We start from the raw sequence: 23207 nt of genomic DNA, 5'->3' as shown, positions 1-23207 counted from the left end.
TCCCATGACTTCTATTGCAAGCAATGCCCACCCTGACGCGCCCATCGGCATCTTCGACTCCGGCGTGGGCGGCCTGTCGGTGCTGCGCCATATCCGCGCGCAGCTGCCGCAGGAAGATTTGATTTACTTTGCCGATTCCGCCTATGCGCCATATGGCGACAAGACGGAACAGCAAGTGATCGACCGTTCGCTGGCGATCACCGCCTTCTTGTTGCAGCAAGGCGCGAAAGCACTGGTGGTGGCGTGCAACACGGCCACCATCGCCGCCATCAAGGCGCTGCGCGCACGCTACCCCGACCTGCCCATCGTCGGCGTCGAACCGGGCCTGAAACCGGCAGCCACCATCAGCCGCAACGGCAAGATCGCCGTGCTGGCCACGGAACGCGCCTTGCGCGGCGACAAGCTGCTGGCCCTGCGCGAGCAGGTGAGCGCAGCCACAGGCGCCACGTTCATCTTGCAGCCCTGCATAGGCCTGGCCGACCGCATCGAGCAATGCGAGCTGGGCAACGACCCGTTGGACGCCACCAGCGCCATGCTGGAACGCTACATCGCACCCATGCTGGAACAAGGCGTCGATACCCTCGTGCTCGGCTGTACGCACTACCCCTTCGTGCAGGACGCCATCGTGCGCACGGTACGCGCGCATACGCAGGAAACGATCACGCTGGTCGACACGGGCGACGCCGTGGCGCGCCAGCTGGCCCGTTTGCTCGACGCTGCCAGCCTGCGCCGCACCGGCAACGATGCGCCCCAGCTGCAGGGCTACACGACGGCCAAGGTCGAGTCCCTGGCGCAAGCCTTCGCCGGTTTGCTGGACTTGCAGCCGCCCGTCGCACACCTGTCCGTGTGAGCGGTGCGGGCAAAAGCGGCCGTTTTCATGCAATCTTTCGATTCTTTAAAAAAGACTGCATTTAGATTTGCCACTTCGCCGAGTTCTTTGTATAATTCGGCACCTGTTCAGCAAAACAGCTAAACAGGTAAGTAAGACAGTGGTGGCTGTAGCTCAGTTGGTAGAGTCCAGGATTGTGATTCCTGTTGTCGTGGGTTCGAGCCCCATCAGCCACCCCACAGAATGAGTAGGAAAATCAAAGGGTTACATGCTTCGGCTTGTAACCCTTTTTGTATTTTCCCAACGAATTCTATAATTTTCCAATGCGTTGACTTATCATCACTTTTACGATCGAGGGGTTGTGTTGTGGGGAACCACACTTTGTAGGTCCCCATGCGAGGTGATAACCGAACTCGCATCGGCACCCTCAGGTAGCAGTAGTGGGCGAGTAGGCCGCTCATCCTCAAGAATCTCGGCGCGCTTGCCCCACATGGGCCTTGGATGCGCAACACAACGCCCGCTGCCATCATGGACCAGGACACGGCAAGCGGGAAACGTGCAAAGGCGCGGTGCGGCTTTGGGCATTGCTTCCCCCAGAAAATCAAACGTGCAAATACTTTGATAAAAAAACCACCGGAAGGCGGTAGGGTAAAGCTCTATTTCAATGCGATGTCACATGCGCGTCCCTAAGGATCAAGACTTTGTCTGCGCCTTATCCTGCCCTGTACTTTTCTTGCATTTATCAATGAGCTTATCCAGGTTCTCCAGATTAACAACATTTTCTGACATGCCATCCTTCAGAAATTTCTGCCGCTGATCCTTAAACTTTTTAGCTGACTCGCACATCTCTGACGACTGTTCAAAGTAAACAGTTATGGCTTTAGTGGCAGCCTCATTCGCCCTCTTCGCCGATTTGAGGGCATACTCAACCGCGTAACCAGATGCGGCACGTAGCTCCTTCATTTCCGCATCCGATGTGTCTCGCGCCGCACTCATGGACAGACCCTTTTTACTCAGCCCAGCCAAGCTGCGGGTGAGAGCTTGTCCGCCCCGGAGATACTCAACAGCCGAGCTTTGCTTTCCAGGAGCAATTGAGGCATCCAAACTCTGCAACTCAATAATTTTCTTGTCTATCTCCGACGTATTCTCATCAAGCTTTTTAATCGCCTCGCCATAAGTAATATTCCCGGGATCAACTTCGACCAATATGGAATCGTTGACTCTGATCGACCCATTCTTTACCAGTGGTGCTATAGCAGCCACGAGCTGTGACTCTCGATATTTAATCGAGCCCTAATAGCTCCCAATAGCAAGACAAACCACTACAAAGCCAACGCCAAGCGCCTTTTTCATGCTGAATCCTTAGGTGTTTTTTAAGCATGATACAGCACAGCTACTATTGCGTGATTTTCCAAATTTTCAACCAACCTGATTCCGGCCATTGCCCCTATGCAACGACTCAGGCCCGTTCATTTTTCATGGCTAAAAGTTTGTGCATACGTCTGCACAAAACAACCCACCAGAAACGCGGCCGCATTGTGGTTGATGCGTGCGCCCTAGGGCACTATCATCAACACAAATAAAAAGCACACCGGCGTCGACCGCCTTTACAAGCGCGTCGGCGTCCAGAAGATATCCTACTACTACCAGCACACGGACGGCAGCAGCGAGACGCAGGCCACGACCGTCGTCGGTGATCGCAAGGGCATTGCAGATGCGGATCGCGCGGCCAAGCGCAAGGCGCTCGACATCATAGAGGGCAAGATCATCGCCGGATCGGTGGCGCAGCTGATCGAGCTGTTCCGCGACGAGATTGCGCCCCCCATTACCTCGATCAGTCCAAGGATGGCATGACAGTCCGGAAATCTGACTACAAGAACCTAACCAAGTTCTTTGGCAAGATGGTCCCGAAATCGCTGCGCATGCTGCACGGCTATCAGTATCTGGACGCGCGCGCCAAAGCAGGTGCGTCGGCGAAGGCGAACAAGGAGCTGTCGTTGATGTCGACGATATGGAAGTACGCCGTGCGCTGGGGCGTGATCGAGGCGATGCCGTTCACGGACATCATGCAAAACGACATCGAGAAGAATGTGCGCACCATCACACGCAGCCAGGTAGTGCGCTTTTACCTGTGGTCGCTGCGCCAGACCGCCACCTTCCGCAATCTGGGCTGCGCGGCCATGCTCACCTACCTGACCGGCTTTCGCGCGGCCGAGGTGCGGCCGTTCCATATCGATGGCAAGACGAAGGAAGGCGTGCTCGTCACCAGCGCCAAGCGCAAGAATGGCCAGGCCGAGGTATTGAAGCTGCGCGAGTGGTCGACCAGGTTGCGCGTGGTCGTCGCGCGCGCCGAGCAAACGCACTCGGTGCCGCGCCAGTTCCTGTTCGCCAACTCAAAAGGCCAGGCATATACACGGTCGGGGATGGGGTCGGTGTGGCAGGACGCCATGTTCGAGTGGATCGCATCGTTTGACGCGCAAGCTGCCGCCGCGCTCGCTCGCAAACGCGCGGCAGAACTCGAATATATCCTGGCGTACAAGAAGGGGCTGAAAGTGGCGAAGTATGAGGCTGACTACCGACTGGCAGACCATGCGCAGTATTTTTCGCCGCAGGATATTCGGCCGGCCGCTATTACCGCCAAGTTCGACCAGCGCAACGCCGACGCTTACGATTTTGCCGCCCACGCCAACCCCAGCACCACGCACAAGCAATATGATCGCAGGAAAGTAAAGAAGGCTGGCGCCACCGAATAACTATTCTCCCTTGTATGATCATTCGCCCCATCACAAACCGGCACCTTGTCGTGAAACTATGCGACGTCGTGTTCACGAAGGGGGAGTCGGCCCGCCTATCGCGAACGTCTTGAAACGGACGACTAAAAGAGGCTCTTACTGTTTTCGCGTTTGATTGGCCCGCGTGAAAACGAGATCGTTTTCGTCTTCACCGAGAACATTTGATCACGCAAACTCGCCGGGCACATTGCAAATTGCATATCAGAGGCCGATGTCGTGATCTGTTCGGTAGCCGAAGTGGCTTGGCGCCATGTTACCGATTTAGTGCCACTGAGGATCTTAAAATTGGAGCCGTTTTTGTAAATGCACTGCTCTTCCTTTTGATCGTCCTTGAGTTCGCCAGCCCCATACTTCTCTGCAACCTGCTTTTGCATATCCGCCCACGTGATTTCATGAGGCTCCATCGAGAAATAGGTCATCTTACCGTTTGCGAAAACGAAAGTAGATTTAACCGGGGAGGATGACTGGGGTACCATCAACTGCCCCTCATACCAAACGGTACCTTCCTTTGGTTCATAGTTTTTCATCTCTTTAACGGTCAACGGTCCCGCCAAATACACGCTGTCACCGGCTAGCAGCGCCTCTAACTCTTCCTTGCTCATGTCGAACTTGATGGGGCCAAATCCAACTGGCCCCGTAGGCTTTGTCACGTTAACAGGCGCTGGCTTTACCGCTTCCGCCGTGATCGCTTTGGTGGGCTTATCTTTTTTGCTCGCCGGCACGACTTGGGCGGACACCCCCATGGCGCAGGCAGTCAACATTAATATCAACAAGGTTTTTTTGTACATGGAGTAGTCCGATTCTGCTGTTTGTGAATTGGCAATTATTCTGATGCAAGAATTTGCGAAAATCAATCTTTATTTGTTAGCGGAATTTAATCTGGATGCGGTAGATTCTATTGAAAATCGGGAGATTGAGTAACCACTTCTGGCCAAACCCAGCCCATATATTTGAGGATAACGTCTTGCTTGTATGAAAAAATGATTTTTTCTACTATTGGCGGCAGAAGGCCGAACTCCGCCGCTGGCGACTTGGATGGAATATTACTAATGAAAATTTTCCTTGACCGGCCTTTAGCGGGCGCACAAATCTTCCAACAGAAGGTCTGCAGGCCACATAGAATGGTAACGAAAAAATATCATCATTGGAAAATTAAAAATTTAAGCATATGATTTATAAGTATAAATATCTATTCAGCGCTAGGGTTGTGATTCCTATTGTCGTGGGTTCGAGCCCCATCAGCCACCCCACAAAATAAAGAAGAGCCCGGTTTTCGAACCGGGCTTTTTCCATTCCGGCGCCAGTTTTTATCTCTGGCCGATACCTGCCCAGGTATCGCTTCCTGCAAAAAATTCATTAGTGCAAATTTGACCATCGCCCTACTCTGGGGTGCGGCTTGGACCGCCCCATAAAAACAGTACGGAGACAACGATGAAACAATCCCTGGCAGCACTTTGCCTGCTGTTCTGCGCCCATGCGCAGGCGATCAACCTGACGGGCGTGCCCAACGCGCACGATCCCGGCACGCTCACGCGCGACGGCGACACGTATTTCAATTTCACCACGGGCGACGGCATCTGGTATTCGACCTCGACGGATATGCTGAAATGGTCGGCCGGCCCCGCACCCGTGTTCAACACGCCGCCCGCCTGGATCGCCACTAAAATTTCCAACTTCAGCGGTTCGTACTGGGCGCCGGACGTAATCCACATGAACGGCTATTACTATCTGTATTACTCGGTGTCCACCTTCGGCACGTCCGTGTCGGCCATCGGCGTGGCACGCTCGGCCTCACTGAAAAACCCCAGCTGGACGGACCTGGGCATCGTCGTGCAATCGTATGGGGGCGGCGCGGAAATCAATGCCATCGACCCGGCCCTGTTCCGCGATCATGACGGCAAGGTCTACATGTCGTACGGCTCGTTTTTCGGCGGCATCGGCGTGACGGAAATCAACCAGGCCACGGGCAAGACGAGCGGCAACGTGACCACCATTCTCGGTGGCGGCGGCAAGGATATCGAAGCGCCCTACATCACCCACGACGGCGAGTATTACTACCTGTTCGTCAACCGCGGCAAATGCTGCCAGGGCGCCGACAGCACGTATTACGTGGAAGTGCAGCGCGCCAGCAGCGTGACGGGGCCGTACAGCGGCACGCGCACGCTGCTGCCTAACCTCGATGGCAGGTACAAGGGACCGGGCCATATCGGCGTGCTCAAGCAGGATGGCTGCAACTACACGTCGATCCACTATTACGACGTCAACGACAATGGCGCGGCCAAGCTCGACATTTTGAAGATGACGTACAGCGATGGCTGGCCCAGCCTGACGCGCAATTTCTCCGTCGGCAGCTGCGGCGGCATCTCGGATGGCCTCACGGTGCTGCGCTCACGCCTGAGCGGCAAGGCGCTGGCCGTGGCGGGTGCCGGCACGGCGAATGGCGCGCTGGTGCAGCAGCAAACGTATACGGGAGCAAAACACCAGCAATGGTATGTTGTGGGACACGGGGATGGCTACTACAGCCTGATCAATGCGAACAGCCTGCTGGGCCTGGACGACTACAACAATTCGACCACGGCGGGCACGAATATAGCCCAATGGAACTACTGGGGCGGACTGGGCCAGCAATGGCGTTTCGCCAGCCCTGCGTCCGGCTACCAGACGATCAGCAACCGCTACAGCAATCTGACCCTCGATGTGCTCAACCTGAGCACGGCGGAAAACGCGCAGATCATCCAGTGGAATTTAACCAACGCGAACAACCAGCAGTGGTCGCTGAGCCGGCCGTAGGAATTTAGCCGGCCAGCACGGCATTGACCGTCGTTGCCAGGTCTTCCAGGCGCACGGGCTTGACGAGGAAGTGGCGGAAGCCCACGGCCAGCGCGTCGTCCATGTACATGGGCAGGCTGTGGCCGGTGACGGCGATCAGCACGGCGTTGGCCGTTTCGGGATTATGGTGCAGGCGGCGGCCGATTTCGATGCCGCTGATGCCGGGCATTTCGATGTCGAGGTAGACGGCGTCGGGCACGCACAGCTTGACTTGCTCGACGGCCATCTGCCAGTTGCGCACCACCACGGCATGGTGGCCCAGCGCTTCGAGCAACATGGCCAGCGATTCGCCCACTTCCTGGTTGTCGTCGACCACCAGCAGATTCAATTTGCGCGCAGCACTTGCCGGCTGGTCGCCCTGGCGGCGTTCCACTGAGGAAATGCCTGGTGTCGTTTCAGTTGTCTGGCTCATTGTACGTTCACGTCTGACGGCTGCAAAAGCGGGAGTATACAAGAAGCGCGCGCAATGCCGCCGCACCCGAGCAATGGTGCCAAGCGGCAATCCGGGCGACTCGCTGTACCGGATCAACAACATTTGCTTGCTACTCACAGGGAAAGCCGGCACTACGCAGTGTTCGCAATTGACGGATAAAATGAGAATCATTATCATTATCATCCCCTTGCGCCGGATGTCCACGCCACGATGTTGTCGCGCCGCCCGATTGCCCGCGCAAACATTGTCATTACGGAGATCCATGCATGGCCGCCACATTTTCCACACTGCCCTTTTCGCTGCGCCCGTGCGCGCTGGCCATCGCCCTCGCCTGCCTGAACGCGCCCATCGCCGCGCAGGCACAGCAAGCCAATACGGCTGATAACGCCGGTCCCATCCTGGAATCGATCCAGGTCAGCAGCAACCTGCTGGGCACCAGCATGGCCGCCAGCACGAAGAATTTCGCGGGCGCCCGCACCGTGGTGCAAAAGGACGATATCGAGAACTCGGGCGCGACCAGCCTCAGCGACGTGATGCGCCGCATTCCCGGCGTGCAGATCAGCGACAACTCGGGCAGCGCCGGCAGCGCCATCTCCCTGAATATCGGCGTGCGCGGCCTGGCCGGGCGCTATTCGCCGCGCAGCACGGTCTTGCTGGACGGCATCCCGATGTCGGTGGCGCCGTATGGCCAGCCGCAACTGTCGTTCGCGCCCGTCAGCCTGGCCAATGTCGAGACGGTCGACGTGGTGCGCGGCGGCGGCGCCGTGCGCTTCGGCCCGCAAAACGTGGGCGGCATCATCAACTTCAAGACGCGCCGCGTGCCCACCACGCCCGGCATCACGGGCGACGCCACCGTGCGCTACAACTCGTACAGCGAAGTGGGCCACAACACGCAGGCCAGCGTCTTTGCCGGCACCCAGCTCGACAGCGGCCTGGGCCTGGCGGTGTTGTATTCGGGCATCCGCGGCAGCGACTGGCGCGTGGGCAGCGATGAAAAGGTCAACGACTTCGCCCTCAAATTCCGCTACGACCTGAGCCCGACGGCCGAGGTGTACGGCAAGCTGTCCTACTACGACGTGACGTCGCGCACGCCGGGCGGCCTGACCGCCGCGCAATACAAGCAGGACCCGTTCCAGAACACGCGCCCGACCGACTTCTGGAGCGGCGAGCGCAAGGCCTTCGACATCGGTTACCTGAACGCGCTGTCCGGCACGCAGGAATTCGAGGTACGCGCCTACTACAACAAGAGTTCGCGTGAAAGCACCCTGATCAGCGGAAAAAACCTGGGCCGCCAGCCGCGCAACTATGAAACGACGGCCATCGAGCCGCGCTACACGCAGCGTTTTGTTACCGGCAAGGTCACACAGGACGTCACCATCGGCTACCGCTACCTGGCCGAGCGGGCTGACGAGACCATCTACAACGTCGTCATCGCCAGCGGCGTGCAACAAAAGCCGACGCGCTTCGCCGACAACTCGACCGATGCGCAAGCCGTATATATCGACGACAAGATCGCCATCGATGCGTGGCGCATCACGCCGGGCGTGCGCTACGAGCACATCAAGACGGAACGCTTCAATCACTTGCCGGTCGACCAGAAGATCGATCTGCTCAACAACAAGGCCCTGCCCTCGCTGAACGTGGCCTACTTACTCAACAACAACGTGACCCTGTTCGGCAACTACAACAGCTCGTTTGGCGCCGTGCAAAATACGCAGCTTAATGCACAGTCAAACAAGAACCCGCTGCAGCCGGAACTGGCGAAAACGGCCGAACTGGGCGCGCGCTGGAAGAGCGGCCAGCTGTCGGCCGAGGCGACCTTGTTCAACATCAAGTTCGACAATCAGATCCAGTCCGTCGGCAGCGGCGAGAACGTCGTCTTCTACAACGTGGGCGCCACGCATCACCGGGGCCTGGAAACGGCCGTCGACTACCATTTCGACCAGTCCGGCCCGCTGGCCGGCTTGAACGCCTACGCCACCTACACCTACACCAAGGCGACCCTGAAGGATGGCGTGAACGCGGGCAATGACGTGCCCTTCTATTCGCGCACCACGAACACCATCGGCGCCCACTACCAGCTGGGCGCCTGGGGCTTCGACCTGTCGAGCAGCCACCAGAGCCGTCAGTTCGCCGACGAAGCCAACACCATGGCGGAAAACGCGGCCGGTAACTTGGGCGTAATTCCCGGCTTCCGTACCTGGAATACGCAAATGAAATGGAAAGTGCCGGGCCAGAACGGCCTGGAGCTGGTTGCCGGCGTCAACAACCTCGCCGACAAGCGCTACTTCACGCGCACCTCGGATGGCAACCTGGGCAAGCTGGTGGGCGCGCCGCGCATGGTCTACCTGCAGGGCCGCCTGGCCTTCTGACCTGATCCGACGCCCCGCCTATCGCATCGATAGGCGGAGACGCACGCTTGCGGCAGACAAAAACCTGCACCATTGTTGTAATGGTGCAGGTTTTTTTTACGCCCCCGATGTCACAAAAATTCTTTGCTGCAAGCGCGCTGAAGGCCGTGTTCGCTCTGGAGCAAAATTGCAATTAGTTCACCATGGAAATCAATTGCAGTACAGACACAAATGATTTCACAATTACAAATATTTTCAGCGAGCGAATGTTCTTTATGTGATTTTTGGTGATATTCTTTAAATGTCATTTAAGAAATTGAATGATCTTTTAATCAACTAAAACGAGAGCTCACATGAACACGCCTGCCACCTTGCTGAAAATTGCCGCACTGGCCACCCTGGTCACCGCCGGCGCCGCCAACGCCGCGACCGAACTGGTGGTCAACGGCAGTTTTGAAAGCAACGCCATTTCCTCGTCCTACGCCCAGCTGAGCGCCGTCACGGGCTGGAGTTCGTCCGTCAGCGGCAACACGGCGTTTGAAATCCAGAAGGGCGCCACGCAAGGCGGCCAAGGCGGCTTCAATCCTGTCGCCGCCGATGGCATCCAATATCTGGAACTGAACACGGAAAGCCTGTCGTCCACCTACCAGACCATCGCTACCACGGCCGGTGGCACCTACGCGTTGTCGTTCGCCTATTCGGGCCGTCCCGACACGCCAGGCGGCGCCAGCAGCCTGATGAATGTCTACTGGGGCTCGACCCTGCTGACGCCGACGGCACTGGTCGGCAACACGGGCGGCACCTGGCAAACCTACAGCCAGAACCTGACGGCGCTGGGTTCGTCCACCGTGCTGCGCTTCGAATCGATCGGACCGGTCTCCGCACCGACCTATGGTTCCTACCTGGACAACGTTTCGGTAACGGCCGCCGTGCCGGAACCGGAAACCTACGCCATGATGCTGCTGGGCCTGGGCTTGCTGGGCTTCATGGCACGCCGCAAGACTGCCGCCTGAGTCCCGCTAGTCGCTGCGCAACAGCCGTCCCGCCGTTTGGCCGGACGGCTTTTTCACGTTTGAAAAAACATGCACAGCCGCATGAAATGTTGCCAAAAAGAATTAAATTAGCGCTACAATAGCAGGGTATCAAGCAATGCCAAGCATCGCTCCGCCAGGGCCCCTACCCCGCCCTGATCATCAGCACGCATTTTTTGAACAGGATGACTGGCGCGGCCGGGCCCGATAGCGCTCCCGGCACGGCCACCACACACGCACCATGTCCGCAGAAAAAACCATTATCGAAACGAGTTCTTACGGCAAGGAAACGCCCGTGGGACGTCCCGACATCGATGGCCGCGCCGGCATTTTCGTGCCCACGGCGGAATTCGACATCAGCAACAACACCACCATCCGCAAGGGCGCGGGCATTGTCGGCTTCGGCAACCTCGATGGCACCCTGACCGTGTATTTCGAAGCGAACCGCTTCGACGAAAGCAATCTGCACAAATGGGAACACAAGGCGCGCAAGGCGTATGACCGCATGGTCATGGGCGCACCCACGGTGTCGAAAGCGAAAATCGATGCGCGCATGCTGGAACAGGTCGGCATCATCGATGGCATGGGCATCAACCTCAAGCATCCGGAACGCCTGACGCACTGGCTGGCGATTTCGAACGTGCCGGACACGGCACCGGAAGAGCCAGTAGTGCGCTGGAAAAACCGCTAGGCGGCCGGAGAGCGAGGCGGGACGCCAGGCGCGAGGTGTTGTCCTACAAGGTGGCGGACATTCATCCGATGCCCAAAGGCATCAACTCATCCTATGATGAAAGCCTGACAACACACCTCATCCCACTCAGGAGTACGACATGTCCCGCCTCATCCCGATCAGCTTTGGCGCCTTGCAAATAGGTCTGGCAGCGGCGGCGATGTACATCCTGTGCTCGGCGGACGTGCTGCACCAGGGCTCGGTGTATTTCCACTAGTAAAATGACAAAGCCGGACAAGCAGTGCTTGTCCGGCTTTGTCCTGCATGCAAGCGCAATAGACTAGCGGCGGCCGTGGTAGCGGCCATGCCCGCCCCAGCCGCCGCGGTGTCCACCGTAGCGCCCAAAGCCAAACATGAAGTCCAGCCCGATCGTCACGGGCGGATTGTAATAATACGGTTGCGGCGCATACACGGGCGCCGGCACATACACGGGCTGCTGCACGTAGACAGGCTGTTGCTGCACATATACGGGCTCATTCGTGTATTCCACGCGCGACGCGCTCATCACGCGGCCCGACTGCACCGGCTCGGACGAGACCGTATGCCATTCATAGGGATTGTAGGCCCCCTGTGGCGCGCGCGAACCGTAATACGCGGGGCCGGGCGGCGCCACGGCACAGCCACCCAGGGCGGCCAGCGAAATTACTGCCAACAGGGTTTTCATCGCAATTCTCCTAATGTGTACTACTTAATTAAGTACTATAAGAAATTACGTGGTGCTTTGCTGCGCTTTTACCGATTGTTACACCCCGACGCACGCCGCAACATGAAATGTGGCAAAGCCGCCACAAGCGGCCCACGCCGCATGTTTCCTCAAATAAACGGAATCGCGCACGTATCGATGGCCTTGCCGGCCGCATCGTAGCGCTGCACGCACACCTGGTATCGCACGCCGTAATCGAGCTCGACCTGCTCGACCTTTCCATACTTCAATTTCCAGCTGGGCTGCACCTGTTGCCGCCCCGTCAGCGCGGCCACATCCTGGGGAATCGCCATCGCCGTTTGCGTCTCGCCCTGGCGCGCATCCTGGCGCCGCGCCACGTCGATCGACACATTTACGGCCAGGTCCACGCCGCCGTCCGCATAGCTCAGCGTGGGCGCGCCGCGCTGCGCCCGCATCACGCCCCAGGCGCAAGGCTTGCCGGCCTCGCATTGCTTCAGCTGCGCCAGCGGAAAATATTCAGGGGCAATCTTGCCATTCTTGATGGGCCAGCTGGTGCGCACGCCGTCGCGCTTGCCCGTCAGGGGATTGTCCCAGCTCAGGCTATTGACGACGGCGACGGTCTGCCCCGCCTGCAAGCCCACGGGCGTGCCCAGCGATGCGCAGGCGGAAAGCAGCAAACCGGTGGCGGCCAGGGAAGAAAGTGTCAGGATGCGCTGCATGATAGGCCTCTTGTAGTGGGAGATCCCGAAGATATGTTTCGAGGGTAACAGAATCGGCGGCAACAGTGCCGTTGGCTGGCGCACATAACACTACGGGCGGCACCCTTGCAGGCGCCGCCCGTAGCGGAGTCGGCCATGCCGGGAGCTCGGCTCCCGGCGATACGTGGATCAGTCCAGCTTCCAGGCGTAATCGACCTTGGTCCAAGTTTGCGCCGCGGCGCCATCCTTGGTGCCCGGCTTGAACTTGCACGCGGACAGGGCCTTGATGGCGGCCTTGTCCAGGTTCTTGAAGCCGCTGCTCTTCTCGACTTTCGAATCGGCAACGGTACCATCGGCATTGACCAGGAAGGACATCGACACGGTGCCCTGCTCTTCGTTCATCAGCGAGGCTTTCGGATAGTCGGCCTTGCAGTTCTTGGCATCGAACGACGCCGGCACCTCGGCCGCGAAGGTGGCGGAAGAAACGGACACCAGCAAGGCTGCTGCAACACTCATCAAACGCTTATTCTCAAACATGTGCTTCCCCATGATTATTATCAAATACGGTAGTTACAACTTCCTGTGCGCTGTTGGCCGCGCTTAAAACTCTTCCCACTCGTCATTGCTGCCGGCGCCCGCCGCCTTGCGTGGCGCCGCTGCCGCCACGGGTGCGGCCGCTTCGGCCTTGCGCGTCAACGACTTCACCGGGCGCAATGCCGGCGCCGGCTTGCGCACGGCCACCGGTACGGCGGCCACGGGTGCCGGCACATACGCCGTCGGCTTCTCTTCGCCTTCGACCAGTTTGAAGATGCTGACCACGTGGGCCAGCTCGGCCGCCTGGTCTTGCAGGCTTTGCGCCGCGGCGGCTGCTTGCTCCACCAGGGCCGCATTTTGCTGCGTCATGCCATCCATCTCGATGATCGACAGGTTGACCTGTTCGATGCCGGCGCTTTGTTCCTGGCTGGCACTGGCGATCTCGCTCATGATGTCGGTCACGCGGCGCACGCTGTCGACCACTTCGCCCATCGTCACGCCGGCCTGGCCGACCAGACGCGTGCCGCGTTCCGTCTTCTCGGCCGAATCGTCGATGAGGATCTTGATTTCTTTCGCCGCACCAGCGGAGCGCTGGGCCAGGTTGCGCACTTCCGACGCCACCACGGCAAAGCCGCGGCCTTGCTCGCCGGCACGGGCCGCTTCCACGGCCGCGTTCAGCGCCAGGATGTTCGTCTGGAAGGCGATGCCATCGATCACGCCAATGATGTCGACAATCTTCTTCGCCGATTCATTGATCGAGCTCATGGTGTCCACCACTTGCGACACGACGGAGCCGCCTTTCAGGGCCACGTCCGAGGCCGTGGCGGCCAGCTTGTTGGCTTCCCGCGCATTGTCCGCATTCTGTTTCACGGTCGAGGTCAGTTCTTCCATGGCCGACGCTGTTTTTTCCAGCGCGCTCGCTTGCATTTCCGTCCGCGACGACAGATCGATATTGCCATCGGCAATTTCGCGCGAGGCCGTGCCGATGGTTTCCGTACCGACGCGTACCTGGCCGACGATGCCCACCAGGCTGTTGCGCATTTCCTTCATTTCCGCCAGCAGGCTGGAGGTGTCGGAAGGCTGCGTGTGGATGCCGATCGACAGGTCGCCATTGGCGATGCTGCCGGCGATCGACGCCGTGTAGTCAGGCTCGCCGCCCAGCTGTTTCAGCAAGCCGCGGGTAATCACCAGTGCCGCCGCCACGCCCATCGCCACGGCCAGTACGCCGAGGATGATCATGAACAGGCGCGCGCTGTCGAAGGCCTTGCGGGCGTCCGCTTGCATCTGCTCGTTGAGCTTGTCTTCCAGCACGGCCAGCTGCTCCAGCGCTTCCATCCATTTTTTCTGTACCGGGCGGATTTCCTTGATCATCACGCGCGTGGCGCCTTCCGCATCGTTGGCCATCCACAGTGCGGATGCCTTGGCGATGGCAGGCATGGCGGCCGCTTCGTATTCCTTGATCGAGGCCAGCAGGGCTTTTTCTTCAGAAGTGGACTCGACGGCGAATTTCTCTTCGAGCTTCTTCTGCGTTTCCTGATAGGTGCTCGTCTGCGTCTTGATACGCGCCATTTCCGGCTCCATATCGCTCGCGTCGGTCATCAGGGTCAGGATGCGCAGCGAGGTAATGCGGTCGCTGACGTTGCCACGCATGTCGATCACCAGGCGGGTGACAACGTTGTTGACATTGATCACGTGATCGAGACGTTCCTGGATTTGCGCCATGCGCGCGATGCCGAGAACGGTCACGGCCACCAGCAGAACCAGTACCAGGGCGAAACCCAGGCCCAGGCGGGTACCAACCTTCATTTTTGCTAAATTCATTTCGGCTCTTCGTAAATGAAACTATTGATAAGGATTTTTGCCCGGCACGACAAGACGAAGGCTGCGCAACACCGGCATCCGCCCTTACCCATTGGTATGCTGGCGGTATCCGGCCGCACGCAGCCCGGGGTACTTCCTGGTCTTTCTGCAGCCCTGGAAATGCCAGTGACTGCGAATGCAAACTTGTTCCGCACGCTGAATTTTTGACACCGTTGATGTGAGATCAACATCAAACATTCATATGAGAAATATTTGTCTATAATCAATTATAGGTGTAAATTTTGCCTCAAAGCAAGCAATATGTACCCGAATAAATGGCTGATTAACTTTCTTCGGGGAAATGGCAACAACGCCGTTTCTTGCGTCTTAGAAATGCCCCACGACAGTGCGGGCATGCGCCGAAACAGCGCATTTACAACACATGGCATAGCCATATGACATCGTTTTGGGAGGGGGACTCAGAGGAAGGGGAAGTGCGGACAATACCAGTGCGAAGTAGCACCGGTATAGACAAGTTGACTCAGCTGTCCCAGCTGCAATGCATCACATAGGCGTGGCACTCTGTGCCGAAGACAAAGACGCTCCAGATGGCGCCCAATTGGCTGGCCAGGCTGCGCTGGCCAGATGATACCAGTTGATACCAGTGCGGCTCGGCGCCCAGCAGTTCGGCCAGTTCGCGCTCGAAACCGTCATATAAACGCGCGTCGAGCGGCTGGCGGTCGGCCTCGCTCGTCGGATGCAGACGCTCGAGCAGCCACTGGCGCGGCGCGCACAAGGCGCCGCTGCACGCGACCGTTTCGAGCGGCTGCAGACGCAAGCCGTCGGACGTCACATTCAGTGCGCGGCACAGTGCATCGAACGATGCCTGCGGCGGCAATGGCCCCAGATACGTGCAGAGCAAGTCGCTGCCGTCATCCTTGAGCGCGCTGACGGCTTGCAGGTAGCCGTCGATGTGGCGCGCATGGCCGTGGAAATCGTCCATTACGCAGGCAGCGACAAGCGCGCCGCCGCTTCCAGCAGCAAACGCGGGTCGCCCGAAGCCAGCTTCTTGGAATCGGACAGGGTCTGGCGGAAGCCGCGCGCGCCAGGCAGGTTTTGCATCAGGCCCAGCATGTGGCGCGTGACGCTGTTCAGTTTTAATCTCCCCGCTTCTTTTTCCAGCTGCGCGCTGATATACGGGATCATCGCTTCGAGCACCTGTTCGCGCGTTTTCACGGGCGCATCGTCGCCGTAATAGCGCTGGTCGAATTGCGCCATCACATACGGATTGTGGTAGGCCTCGCGGCCCAGCATCACGCCGTCCAGGTGCTGCAGGTGCAGGTCGATTTCATCGAGCGTCTTGATGCCGCCATTGATGATGAATTCGAACTGGGGAAAGTCGCGCTTCAGGCGGTAGGCATAGTCATACTTGAGTGGCGGCACTTCGCGGTTTTCCTTCGGGCTCAGGCCTTTCAGGATGGCGTTGCGCGCATGCACGATAAACGTCTTGCAGCCGGCGTCGGCCACGGTGCCGACGAAGTCGCGCACGAAGTCGTACGACTCGCTGTCATCGATGCCGATCCGGTGTTTCACCGTGACGTCGATGTCGACCACGTCGCGCATGGCTTTCACGCAGTCGGCCACCAGTTGCGGTTCGGCCATCAGGCAGGCGCCGAATGCGCCCTTTTGCACGCGCTCGGACGGGCAGCCGCAGTTCAGGTTGACCTCGTCGTAGCCCCATTGCTGGCCCAGCTTGGCGCTGGTGGCCAGGTCTTTCGGATCGCTGCCGCCCAGCTGCAGGGCCACCGGATGCTCTTCCTCGTTGAAGCGCAAATGGCGCTCCACGTCGCCGTACACGAGCGCGCCCGTCGTCACCATCTCGGTGTACAGCCAGGTGTGGCGCGTGATTTCGCGGTGGAACTTGCGGCAATGGCGGTCGGTCCAGTCCATCATCGGGGCGACGGACAGGCGGCGGGAAGGCAAAGAAGAGGAAGTCATGGTGTCTACAAAAAACAGGAGCTGCAAATGACAAACCCGCTGCGCGCCTCACCGGTGAAGGAAAGGCGGAGCAACGGGCTTGAGCGTGGCATGGCCCGCAGGCCATGCGCTACAACAGATTACGAATCGCGCGACGCTTTTTTACGCTCGTGCTCTTTCAGGAAGCGCTTGCGCAGACGGATCGATTTAGGCGTGATTTCCACCAGTTCGTCGTCCTCGATGAATTCGACTGCGTATTCCAGCGACATCTGAATTGGCGGTACCAGGCGCACCGCTTCGTCGGTACCCGACGAACGCACGTTGGTCAGCTGCTTGCCCTTGATCGGGTTGACGACCAGGTCGTTGTCGCGCGAGTGAATACCGATGACCATGCCTTCGTAGACCGGGTCATTGTGCGACACGAACATGCGGCCGCGGTCTTGCAGTTTCCAGATAGCGTAGGCAACAGCAGCGCCGTCATCTTGCGAGATCAGCACGCCGTTACGACGGCCAGCCATTTCGCCACGGGTGTTGTCGACTGGCGCGTATTCATGGAATACGTGGCTCATCAGGCCGGTGCCGCGGGTCAGGGTCATGAATTCGCCCTGGAAGCCGATCAGGCCACGCGCCGGGATCAGGTACTCGAGACGCACGCGGCCCTTGCCATCCGATTCCATGTTTTGCAGGTCGCCACGACGACGGCCCAGTTCTTCCATGACGCCGCCCTGGTTGACTTCTTCAACGTCAACGGACAGGTTTTCAAACGGCTCGTGGCGCACGCCATCAACCATTTTGAAGACCACGCGTGGACGCGATACGGCCAGCTCGAAGCCTTCGCGACGCATGTTTTCGATCAGAATCGTCAGGTGCAGCTCGCCGCGGCCCGATACTTCAAAAATCGTGTCGTCGTCGGTTGGCGCTACGCGCAGAGCAACGTTGGCTTTCAATTCTTTTTCCAGACGGTCACGCAGTTGACGCGAGGTAACGAACTTGCCTTCGCGGCCAGCCAGCGGCGAGTTGTTGACCATGAAGTTCATGGTCAGGGTAGGCTCGTCGACGGTCAGCATCGGCAGCGCTTCCGGGGTGTCGAGTGCGCACAGGGTCGAACCGATGCCGATTTCGTCGATACCGTTGATCAGGCAGATGTCGCCGGCGACGGCTTCGTCAACCAGCACGCGCTCCAGGCCCTTGAAATTCAGCACCTGGTTGATGCGGCCCTTGATCGGGGTCGCGCCTGGGCCATTGATGACCAGCACGTCTTGACCGACTTTGACGGTACCGCGGTTGACGCGGCCAATGCCGATCTTGCCGACGTACGACGAGTAGTCCAGCGAGGTGATCTGCATTTGCAGCGGACCTTCAGGATTGTCGTCGCGTACTGGAACGTGTTCCAGGATGGCGTCGAACATCGGCTTCATGTCGCCGCCGCGCACGTCTTCGGTCAGGCCGGCATAGCCGTTCAGGCCCGAAGCGTAAATGATAGGGAAATCCAGTTGTTCGTCGGTAGCGCCCAGCTTGTCGAACAGTTCGAACGTCTGGTTGATGGCCCAGTCCGGACGTGCGCCTGGACGGTCGATCTTGTTGACGATAACGATAGGCTTCAGACCCAGTGCCAGCGCTTTACGCGTGACGAAACGGGTTTGCGGCATCGGGCCTTCCTGTGCATCGATCAGCAGCAGAACCGAGTCCACCATCGACAGAACACGTTCCACTTCGCCGCCGAAGTCGGCGTGGCCTGGGGTGTCGACGATGTTGATGTGGGTGCCTTCGTACTCAACGGCGCAGTTCTTCGACAGAATCGTAATGCCGCGCTCCTTTTCCAGGTCGTTCGAGTCCATGACTCGGGTGTCGACCGCTTGGTTTTCACGGAAGGTGCCGGACTGGCGCAGCAGCTGATCCACCAGCGTGGTTTTGCCGTGGTCAACGTGGGCGATAATGGCGATATTACGAATTGCGCGTTTTGTATTTGACATGGTCGTAGTAGTTACTGAAAAACTGCGGAGTGCGTACAAGGTGTACGAGATACCCGAATGCTAATCTATTTCCGGAACCGCGTAGTATAGCATGTTGCGTTGCAACGCTATCTAAAAATGCTGGCGGCTCCCGCAGTCGGGGACGATTTGTTTAAAAAAGCGACACTGGTTGAAGAGTGTCGCTGGGTAATGTGACGTTGCTGTGACTTATTGGTGTGCCGTGGCAATGAGACGTTCCGGCGCCAGGATGCTGTATTCCTGCAACTGGCCCGTGCCCAGCAGCTTGCTGTCGTGATACACGCGCACCCTGCCCGGCTCGGCTGGCACGGCGACGTCTTCCTTGCCCAGCGCGATGCGCTGGCCATGCAGGAAACGCTTGGCCAATTCTTCCGTCAGCTGGACAGCCGGGAAACTCGACAGCAAGGCATCGACGGGAGCCAGCAGGCTCAACGGCGCGGCATGCGCCGTCAGCTCATCCAGGGTAACGACGCCATCGAGGGTCAGGTTGCCCACGTGCGTGCGGCGCAAGGCGTTCAGATGGCCGCCGCAACCGAGGGCATGGCCGATGTCTTCGCCCAGCACGCGGATATACGTGCCTTTGCTGCACATCACGGACAATTTCAGGAACGGGGCTTCATAGCCGAGGAACTCGAGCTTGTGGATGGTCACCGGGCGCGCTTCGCGCTCCAGGGTGATGCCTGCCCTTGCATACTCATATAAGGGCTTGCCGTCCCGTTTCAAGGCCGAGTACATCGGCGGCGTCTGCAGGATAGGCCCGCGGAACTGCGCCAGCACGGCTTCGATCTGCTCTTCGGTGACGTTGACGTCGCGCGTTTCCAGCACTTCGCCTTCCGTATCGCCCGTGTCCGTCGTCTGTCCCAGGTGCACCAGGGTTTCGTAGGTTTTGTCTGCTTCCAGCAAGTCCTGCGAGAACTTCGTCGCCTCGCCAAAGCACAGCGGCAGCAAGCCCGTGGCGAACGGATCCAGGGTGCCCGTATGGCCGGCCTTCTTGGCGTTCAAGACGCGCTTGGCCTTGATCAGGGCGTCGTTGCTGGACCAGCCCACAGGCTTATCGAGCAGCAAGACGCCATCGACCAGGTCGCGCACCCGCTTGATGCCGGGCGGTTTCTTCGGACCCGCCACTGTTATTGCTCGTCCGCTTCTGGTTTGACATCCGGCTCGGCGTCGGCCGCGCGCGTGGCGTTGGCCTTGTCGATCAGGAGCGACATTTCCATGCCGCGCGAGGTCGAGCTGTCGTGCACGAAATGCAGCATCGGCAAGGTGTGGATATGCAGGCGCTTGCCCAGCAAGCCGCGGATGAAGCCGGACGCGGCCATCAGGCCTTCGGTGGTGTTCTTGATGGCTTCCTTGCTGTCTTTCAACATCGTGAAAAACACCTTGGCGTGCGCGTAGTCGGGCGTGATCTGCACTTCGGTGATGGTGATCATCGTGCCGACGCGCGGGTCCTTCAGTTCGTAGGCGACGATTTCAGCCAGATCGCGCTGGATCTGGTCGGCCACGCGCAAGCCGCGCGCTGGCATGGTTTTGCTATGTTTAGCCATGATTTTATGCTGTCCTAAGTGCCGCAGGGCGCATGGGTCAAACGGTTGCCCGTTGACCAATGCGCCCCACGTGTTTGCGCGGACATCACTATGTCCGCGCCATTGCTTCTGTGATTACAGGGTACGAGCGATTTCCTGGACTTCGAACACTTCCAGCGTGTCGCCAACCTGAATGTCGTTGTAGTTCTTCAGCGACAGGCCGCACTCGAGACCGGCGCGAACTTCTTTCGCATCGTCCTTGAAGCGTTTCAGGGAGTCGATCTCGCCGCTCCACACCACGATGTTGTTGCGCAACAGGCGGACGGAAGAAGCACGCTTGACCACGCCATCGGTGACCAGGCAACCGGCAATCGCGCCCACTTTCGAGACCAGGATAACCTGGCGGATCTCGACCTGGCCGATAACGGTTTCGCGTTTCTCTGGCGCCAACATGCCCGACAACGCCGATTTGATCTCGTCGATCGCATCGTAAATGATGTTGTAGTAGCGAATGTCCACGCCATTCGACTCGGCCAGCTTGCGTGCCTGGGCATCAGCACGGGCGTTAAAGCCGATGATGACCGCTTTCGAGGCGACTGCCAAGTTGACGTCCGATTCCGTGATGCCGCCGACGGCTGCGTGCACAACTTGTACGCGCACTTCGGAGGTCGACAGTTTCTGCAACGAACCGACCAGCGCTTCTTGCGAACCTTGCACGTCGGTTTTGATGATCAACGGCAAGTTTTTCACTTCGCCTTCGGCCATCTGGTCGAACATGTTTTCCAGTTTCGCAGCTTGCTGTTTCGCCAGTTTCACGTCGCGGAACTTACCTTGACGGAACAGACCGATTTCACGCGCTTTGCGCTCGTCAGCCATGACGACGACTTCTTCACCGGCAACCGGCACTTCCGTCAGACCCTGGATTTCGACCGGAATCGAAGGACCCGCTTCAGCGATCGACTTGCCGTTCTCGTCCAGCATGGCGCGAACACGGCCATACGAAGAGCCAGCCAGAATCACGTCGCCGCGTTTCAGGGTACCGGACTGCACCAGGATCGTCGCGACAGGACCACGGCCCTTGTCCAGACGCGCCTCGACTACCAGGCCGCGCGCAGGCGCATCGACCGGCGCCGTCAGTTCCAGCACTTCGGCTTGCAACAGCACTTGTTCCAGCAGGTCGTCGATACCTTGACCCGTTTTGGCCGACACCGGCACGAATGGCGATTCACCACCGTATTCTTCCGGCACGACTTGTTCTGCGACCAGTTCCTGCGTCACGCGGTCCACGTTGCCGCCCGGTTTGTCGACCTTGTTGATCGCCACCACCAGCGGTACGCCGGCTGCTTTCGCATGGGCAATCGCTTCTTTCGTTTGCGGCATCACGCCATCGTCGGCGGCAACCACCAGAATGACGATGTCGGTTGCCTTGGCGCCACGGGCACGCATCGCGGTAAACGCTTCGTGGCCCGGGGTGTCGAGGAAGGTGATCATGCCGCGTGGCGTATCGACGTGGTAAGCGCCGATATGCTGCGTAATGCCACCGGCTTCGCCGGATGCAACCTTGGCGCGACGGATGTAATCGAGCAACGAGGTCTTGCCGTGGTCGACGTGACCCATGACGGTGACCACCGGTGCGCGTGGCTTGGTTTCGAAGTGAGCGTGTTCGCCCACATCCGCCAGCAGCGCTTCCGGATCGTCCAGTTCGGCGGCGAACGCCTTGTGGCCCATTTCTTCCACCAGAATCATGGCGGTTTCCTGGTCCAGCACCTGGTTGATCGTGCACATCTGGCCCAACTTCATCAAATGCTTGATGACTTCGGATGCCTTGACGGACATTTTGTGCGCCAGTTCGGCCACGGTGATCGTTTCCGGTACGTGCACGTCTTTGACGACGGCTTCCGTAGGAGCCTGGAAGTTCGATTCACGGTCGTCATGGTGCGTCGGGCGACGGCCCTTCGCGCCACCGCGCCAGCTGTCACGGCCGCCTGGGCCGCTATTGCCGCGTGGCTTGGGACCACCGGTGGTGCCGCGTTTTTTCGCGTCATCGGACCAGGTGGACGACACATTGGCCGACTTGATCGATTTCTTGTCTGCAACAGCAGGCTTCTTGTCGCCCGGCTTGTCGCCAGGTTTCTTGTCAGCAGGCTTGTGCAGGGTGCCTTCCGGCGCCTTCGGCTTGACGGGAACCGGTACGGGTTCCGGTGCCTTGATGGCGCGGCGTGGCGCGTTCATCATGGCCTTGATCTGGGCCACTTCGTCGGCAACGGCCTTGCGTGCACGCTCGGTGGCTTCCGCTTTGTCAGCGGCTTCCTTGGCGGCAACAGCAGCGGCAGCCGCTTTCTTCTTCGCTTCTTCAGCGGCAGCAGCTTTTTTCGCTTCGGCGGCGGCGTCGTCAACGACAGGCGCAGCGGCGCTGGCGGCAGGCGCGGCAGCAGCTTTGGCAGCGGCTTTCTTCGCTTCTGCTTCAGCTTCTTTCTTCGCAGCCAGTTCAGCCTGTTGCGTGGCTTTCGCCTGGGCTTCTTTTTCCGCGTCGAGCTTGGCCAGACGTTCTTGCTTTTCGCGCAGATCGGCTTCCTGGCGGGCGATCAGTTCAGCCTGTTTACGGGCTTCTTCTTCACGGCGCGCCACGTCGGCGGGATCGATCACCGGTGCGGCAGGCGCGACTGGTTCTGCCGCGACCGGCGCAGCTTCGTCACGCTGGACGAAAGTGCGTTTCTTGCGCACTTCCACCTGGATGGTGCGCGATTTGCCGGTGGCGTCAGCTTGCTTGATCTCAGTCGTTTCCTTGCGGGTCACGGTGATTTTTTTCTTTTCTGTGTCAGCCGCTGCGCCGTGTGTGCGGCGCAGATGATCCAAAAGCTTGTCCTTATCATCTTTCGACAATGGATCTGACGTCGAACTTTTCTCGACGCCGGCAGAACGCAGCTGCGTCAGCAGCAAATCTGCAGGCATCTTCAGTTCGGTGGCAAATTGGGCTACGTTGTTACTCGCCATTCAGTCCTCTTTTCTATGTGTCGCGGAGATG

At 59.0% G+C, this 23207-nt stretch carries 19 protein-coding genes and 1 tRNA gene; 7 read left to right on the top strand and 13 right to left on the bottom strand.

Annotation, left to right across the window (positions count from 1 at the left end; translation table 11 throughout):
- Positions 1-4: 4 nt before the first annotated feature.
- Both murI and GYK42_RS24300 read left to right on the top strand, forming a co-directional pair.
- Positions 5-850, top strand: coding sequence for a glutamate racemase (gene murI, locus GYK42_RS24305; protein WP_166449573.1), 846 nt, complete (start codon positions 5-7; stop codon positions 848-850).
- Positions 851-992: 142 nt separating this feature from the next.
- Positions 993-1068: transfer RNA gene (locus GYK42_RS24300), tRNA-His, on the top strand.
- A gap of 454 nt (positions 1069-1522) precedes the next feature.
- On the opposite strand, the gene GYK42_RS24295 is transcribed toward GYK42_RS24300, so the two are convergent.
- Positions 1523-2035, bottom strand: a complete 513-nt coding sequence (locus tag GYK42_RS24295) for a hypothetical protein (protein WP_166449572.1) — start codon at positions 2033-2035, stop codon at positions 1523-1525.
- A 716-nt stretch (positions 2036-2751) separates the two neighbouring features.
- On the opposite strand from GYK42_RS24295, the gene GYK42_RS24290 reads away from it, so the two are divergent.
- Positions 2752-3582, top strand: a complete 831-nt coding sequence (locus tag GYK42_RS24290) for a hypothetical protein (protein WP_166449571.1) — start codon at positions 2752-2754, stop codon at positions 3580-3582.
- Positions 3583-3704: 122 nt separating this feature from the next.
- Here GYK42_RS24290 and GYK42_RS24285 read toward each other — a convergent pair whose 3' ends face one another.
- A complete protein-coding gene (locus tag GYK42_RS24285; RefSeq protein WP_166449570.1) occupies positions 3705-4409 on the bottom strand; it encodes a hypothetical protein in 705 nt (234 codons plus the stop codon).
- A 643-nt stretch (positions 4410-5052) separates the two neighbouring features.
- Between GYK42_RS24285 and GYK42_RS24280 the strand changes: the two genes are divergently transcribed.
- Positions 5053-6411, top strand: coding sequence for a family 43 glycosylhydrolase (locus GYK42_RS24280; RefSeq protein ID WP_166449569.1), 1359 nt, complete (start codon positions 5053-5055; stop codon positions 6409-6411).
- Between the two features lie 4 nt (positions 6412-6415).
- Here GYK42_RS24280 and GYK42_RS24275 read toward each other — a convergent pair whose 3' ends face one another.
- Complete coding sequence (locus GYK42_RS24275; protein WP_166449568.1) at positions 6416-6862, bottom strand: response regulator; 447 nt, start codon at positions 6860-6862, stop codon at positions 6416-6418.
- Between the two features lie 287 nt (positions 6863-7149).
- Here GYK42_RS24275 and GYK42_RS24270 point away from each other — a divergent pair, with 287 nt between their 5' ends.
- From GYK42_RS24270 to GYK42_RS24260, 3 genes are all read left to right on the top strand, one after another.
- Entirely contained in the window at positions 7150-9255 is a 2106-nt protein-coding gene (locus tag GYK42_RS24270; RefSeq protein WP_166449567.1) for a TonB-dependent receptor family protein, read from the top strand.
- Between the two features lie 332 nt (positions 9256-9587).
- Positions 9588-10247, top strand: coding sequence for an FxDxF family PEP-CTERM protein (locus GYK42_RS24265; protein WP_166449583.1), 660 nt, complete (start codon positions 9588-9590; stop codon positions 10245-10247).
- A gap of 259 nt (positions 10248-10506) precedes the next feature.
- Positions 10507-10956: a hypothetical protein gene (locus tag GYK42_RS24260; protein WP_166449566.1), complete on the top strand. Its 450-nt coding sequence runs from the start codon at positions 10507-10509 to the stop codon at positions 10954-10956.
- 319 nt (positions 10957-11275) lie between these two features.
- Here the strand turns inward: GYK42_RS24260 and GYK42_RS24255 are convergent, their stop codons facing one another.
- The 10 genes from GYK42_RS24255 to infB form a co-directional block, all read right to left on the bottom strand.
- On the bottom strand, positions 11276-11659 hold the full coding sequence (locus tag GYK42_RS24255; RefSeq protein WP_166449565.1) for a hypothetical protein: 384 nt from the start codon (positions 11657-11659) through the stop codon (positions 11276-11278).
- 149 nt (positions 11660-11808) lie between these two features.
- Positions 11809-12378: a hypothetical protein gene (locus GYK42_RS24250; protein WP_058050696.1), complete on the bottom strand. Its 570-nt coding sequence runs from the start codon at positions 12376-12378 to the stop codon at positions 11809-11811.
- A gap of 168 nt (positions 12379-12546) precedes the next feature.
- On the bottom strand, positions 12547-12894 hold the full coding sequence (locus GYK42_RS24245; RefSeq protein ID WP_240943791.1) for an energy transducer TonB: 348 nt from the start codon (positions 12892-12894) through the stop codon (positions 12547-12549).
- 63 nt (positions 12895-12957) lie between these two features.
- A complete protein-coding gene (locus GYK42_RS24240; protein WP_166449581.1) occupies positions 12958-14697 on the bottom strand; it encodes a methyl-accepting chemotaxis protein in 1740 nt (579 codons plus the stop codon).
- 535 nt (positions 14698-15232) lie between these two features.
- Positions 15233-15694: a hypothetical protein gene (locus tag GYK42_RS24235; protein WP_166449564.1), complete on the bottom strand. Its 462-nt coding sequence runs from the start codon at positions 15692-15694 to the stop codon at positions 15233-15235.
- Positions 15694-16689 (bottom strand): tRNA dihydrouridine(20/20a) synthase DusA, encoded by a 996-nt coding sequence (dusA, locus tag GYK42_RS24230; protein ID WP_034782593.1) that lies wholly within the window; start codon positions 16687-16689, stop codon positions 15694-15696. The genes GYK42_RS24235 and dusA overlap by 1 nt, the downstream gene beginning before the upstream one ends.
- A 119-nt stretch (positions 16690-16808) precedes the next feature.
- Complete coding sequence (gene typA, locus GYK42_RS24225) at positions 16809-18641, bottom strand: translational GTPase TypA (RefSeq protein ID WP_034760139.1); 1833 nt, start codon at positions 18639-18641, stop codon at positions 16809-16811.
- A gap of 207 nt (positions 18642-18848) precedes the next feature.
- A complete protein-coding gene (truB, locus tag GYK42_RS24220) occupies positions 18849-19784 on the bottom strand; it encodes a tRNA pseudouridine(55) synthase TruB (protein ID WP_166449563.1) in 936 nt (311 codons plus the stop codon).
- Between the two features lie 2 nt (positions 19785-19786).
- Positions 19787-20203, bottom strand: a complete 417-nt coding sequence (rbfA, locus tag GYK42_RS24215; protein ID WP_035825200.1) for a 30S ribosome-binding factor RbfA — start codon at positions 20201-20203, stop codon at positions 19787-19789.
- Positions 20204-20317: 114 nt separating this feature from the next.
- A complete protein-coding gene (infB, locus tag GYK42_RS24210) occupies positions 20318-23176 on the bottom strand; it encodes a translation initiation factor IF-2 (protein WP_034760145.1) in 2859 nt (952 codons plus the stop codon).
- Between the last annotated feature and the right edge of the window lie 31 nt (positions 23177-23207).

Source organism: Janthinobacterium lividum (assembly GCF_011601275.1).
Classification (GTDB): Bacteria; Pseudomonadota; Gammaproteobacteria; order Burkholderiales; family Burkholderiaceae_D; genus Janthinobacterium; species Janthinobacterium lividum_E.
Note: the sequence above shows the minus strand (reverse complement) of the source record. Positions and strands in the feature narration are given on the sequence as shown.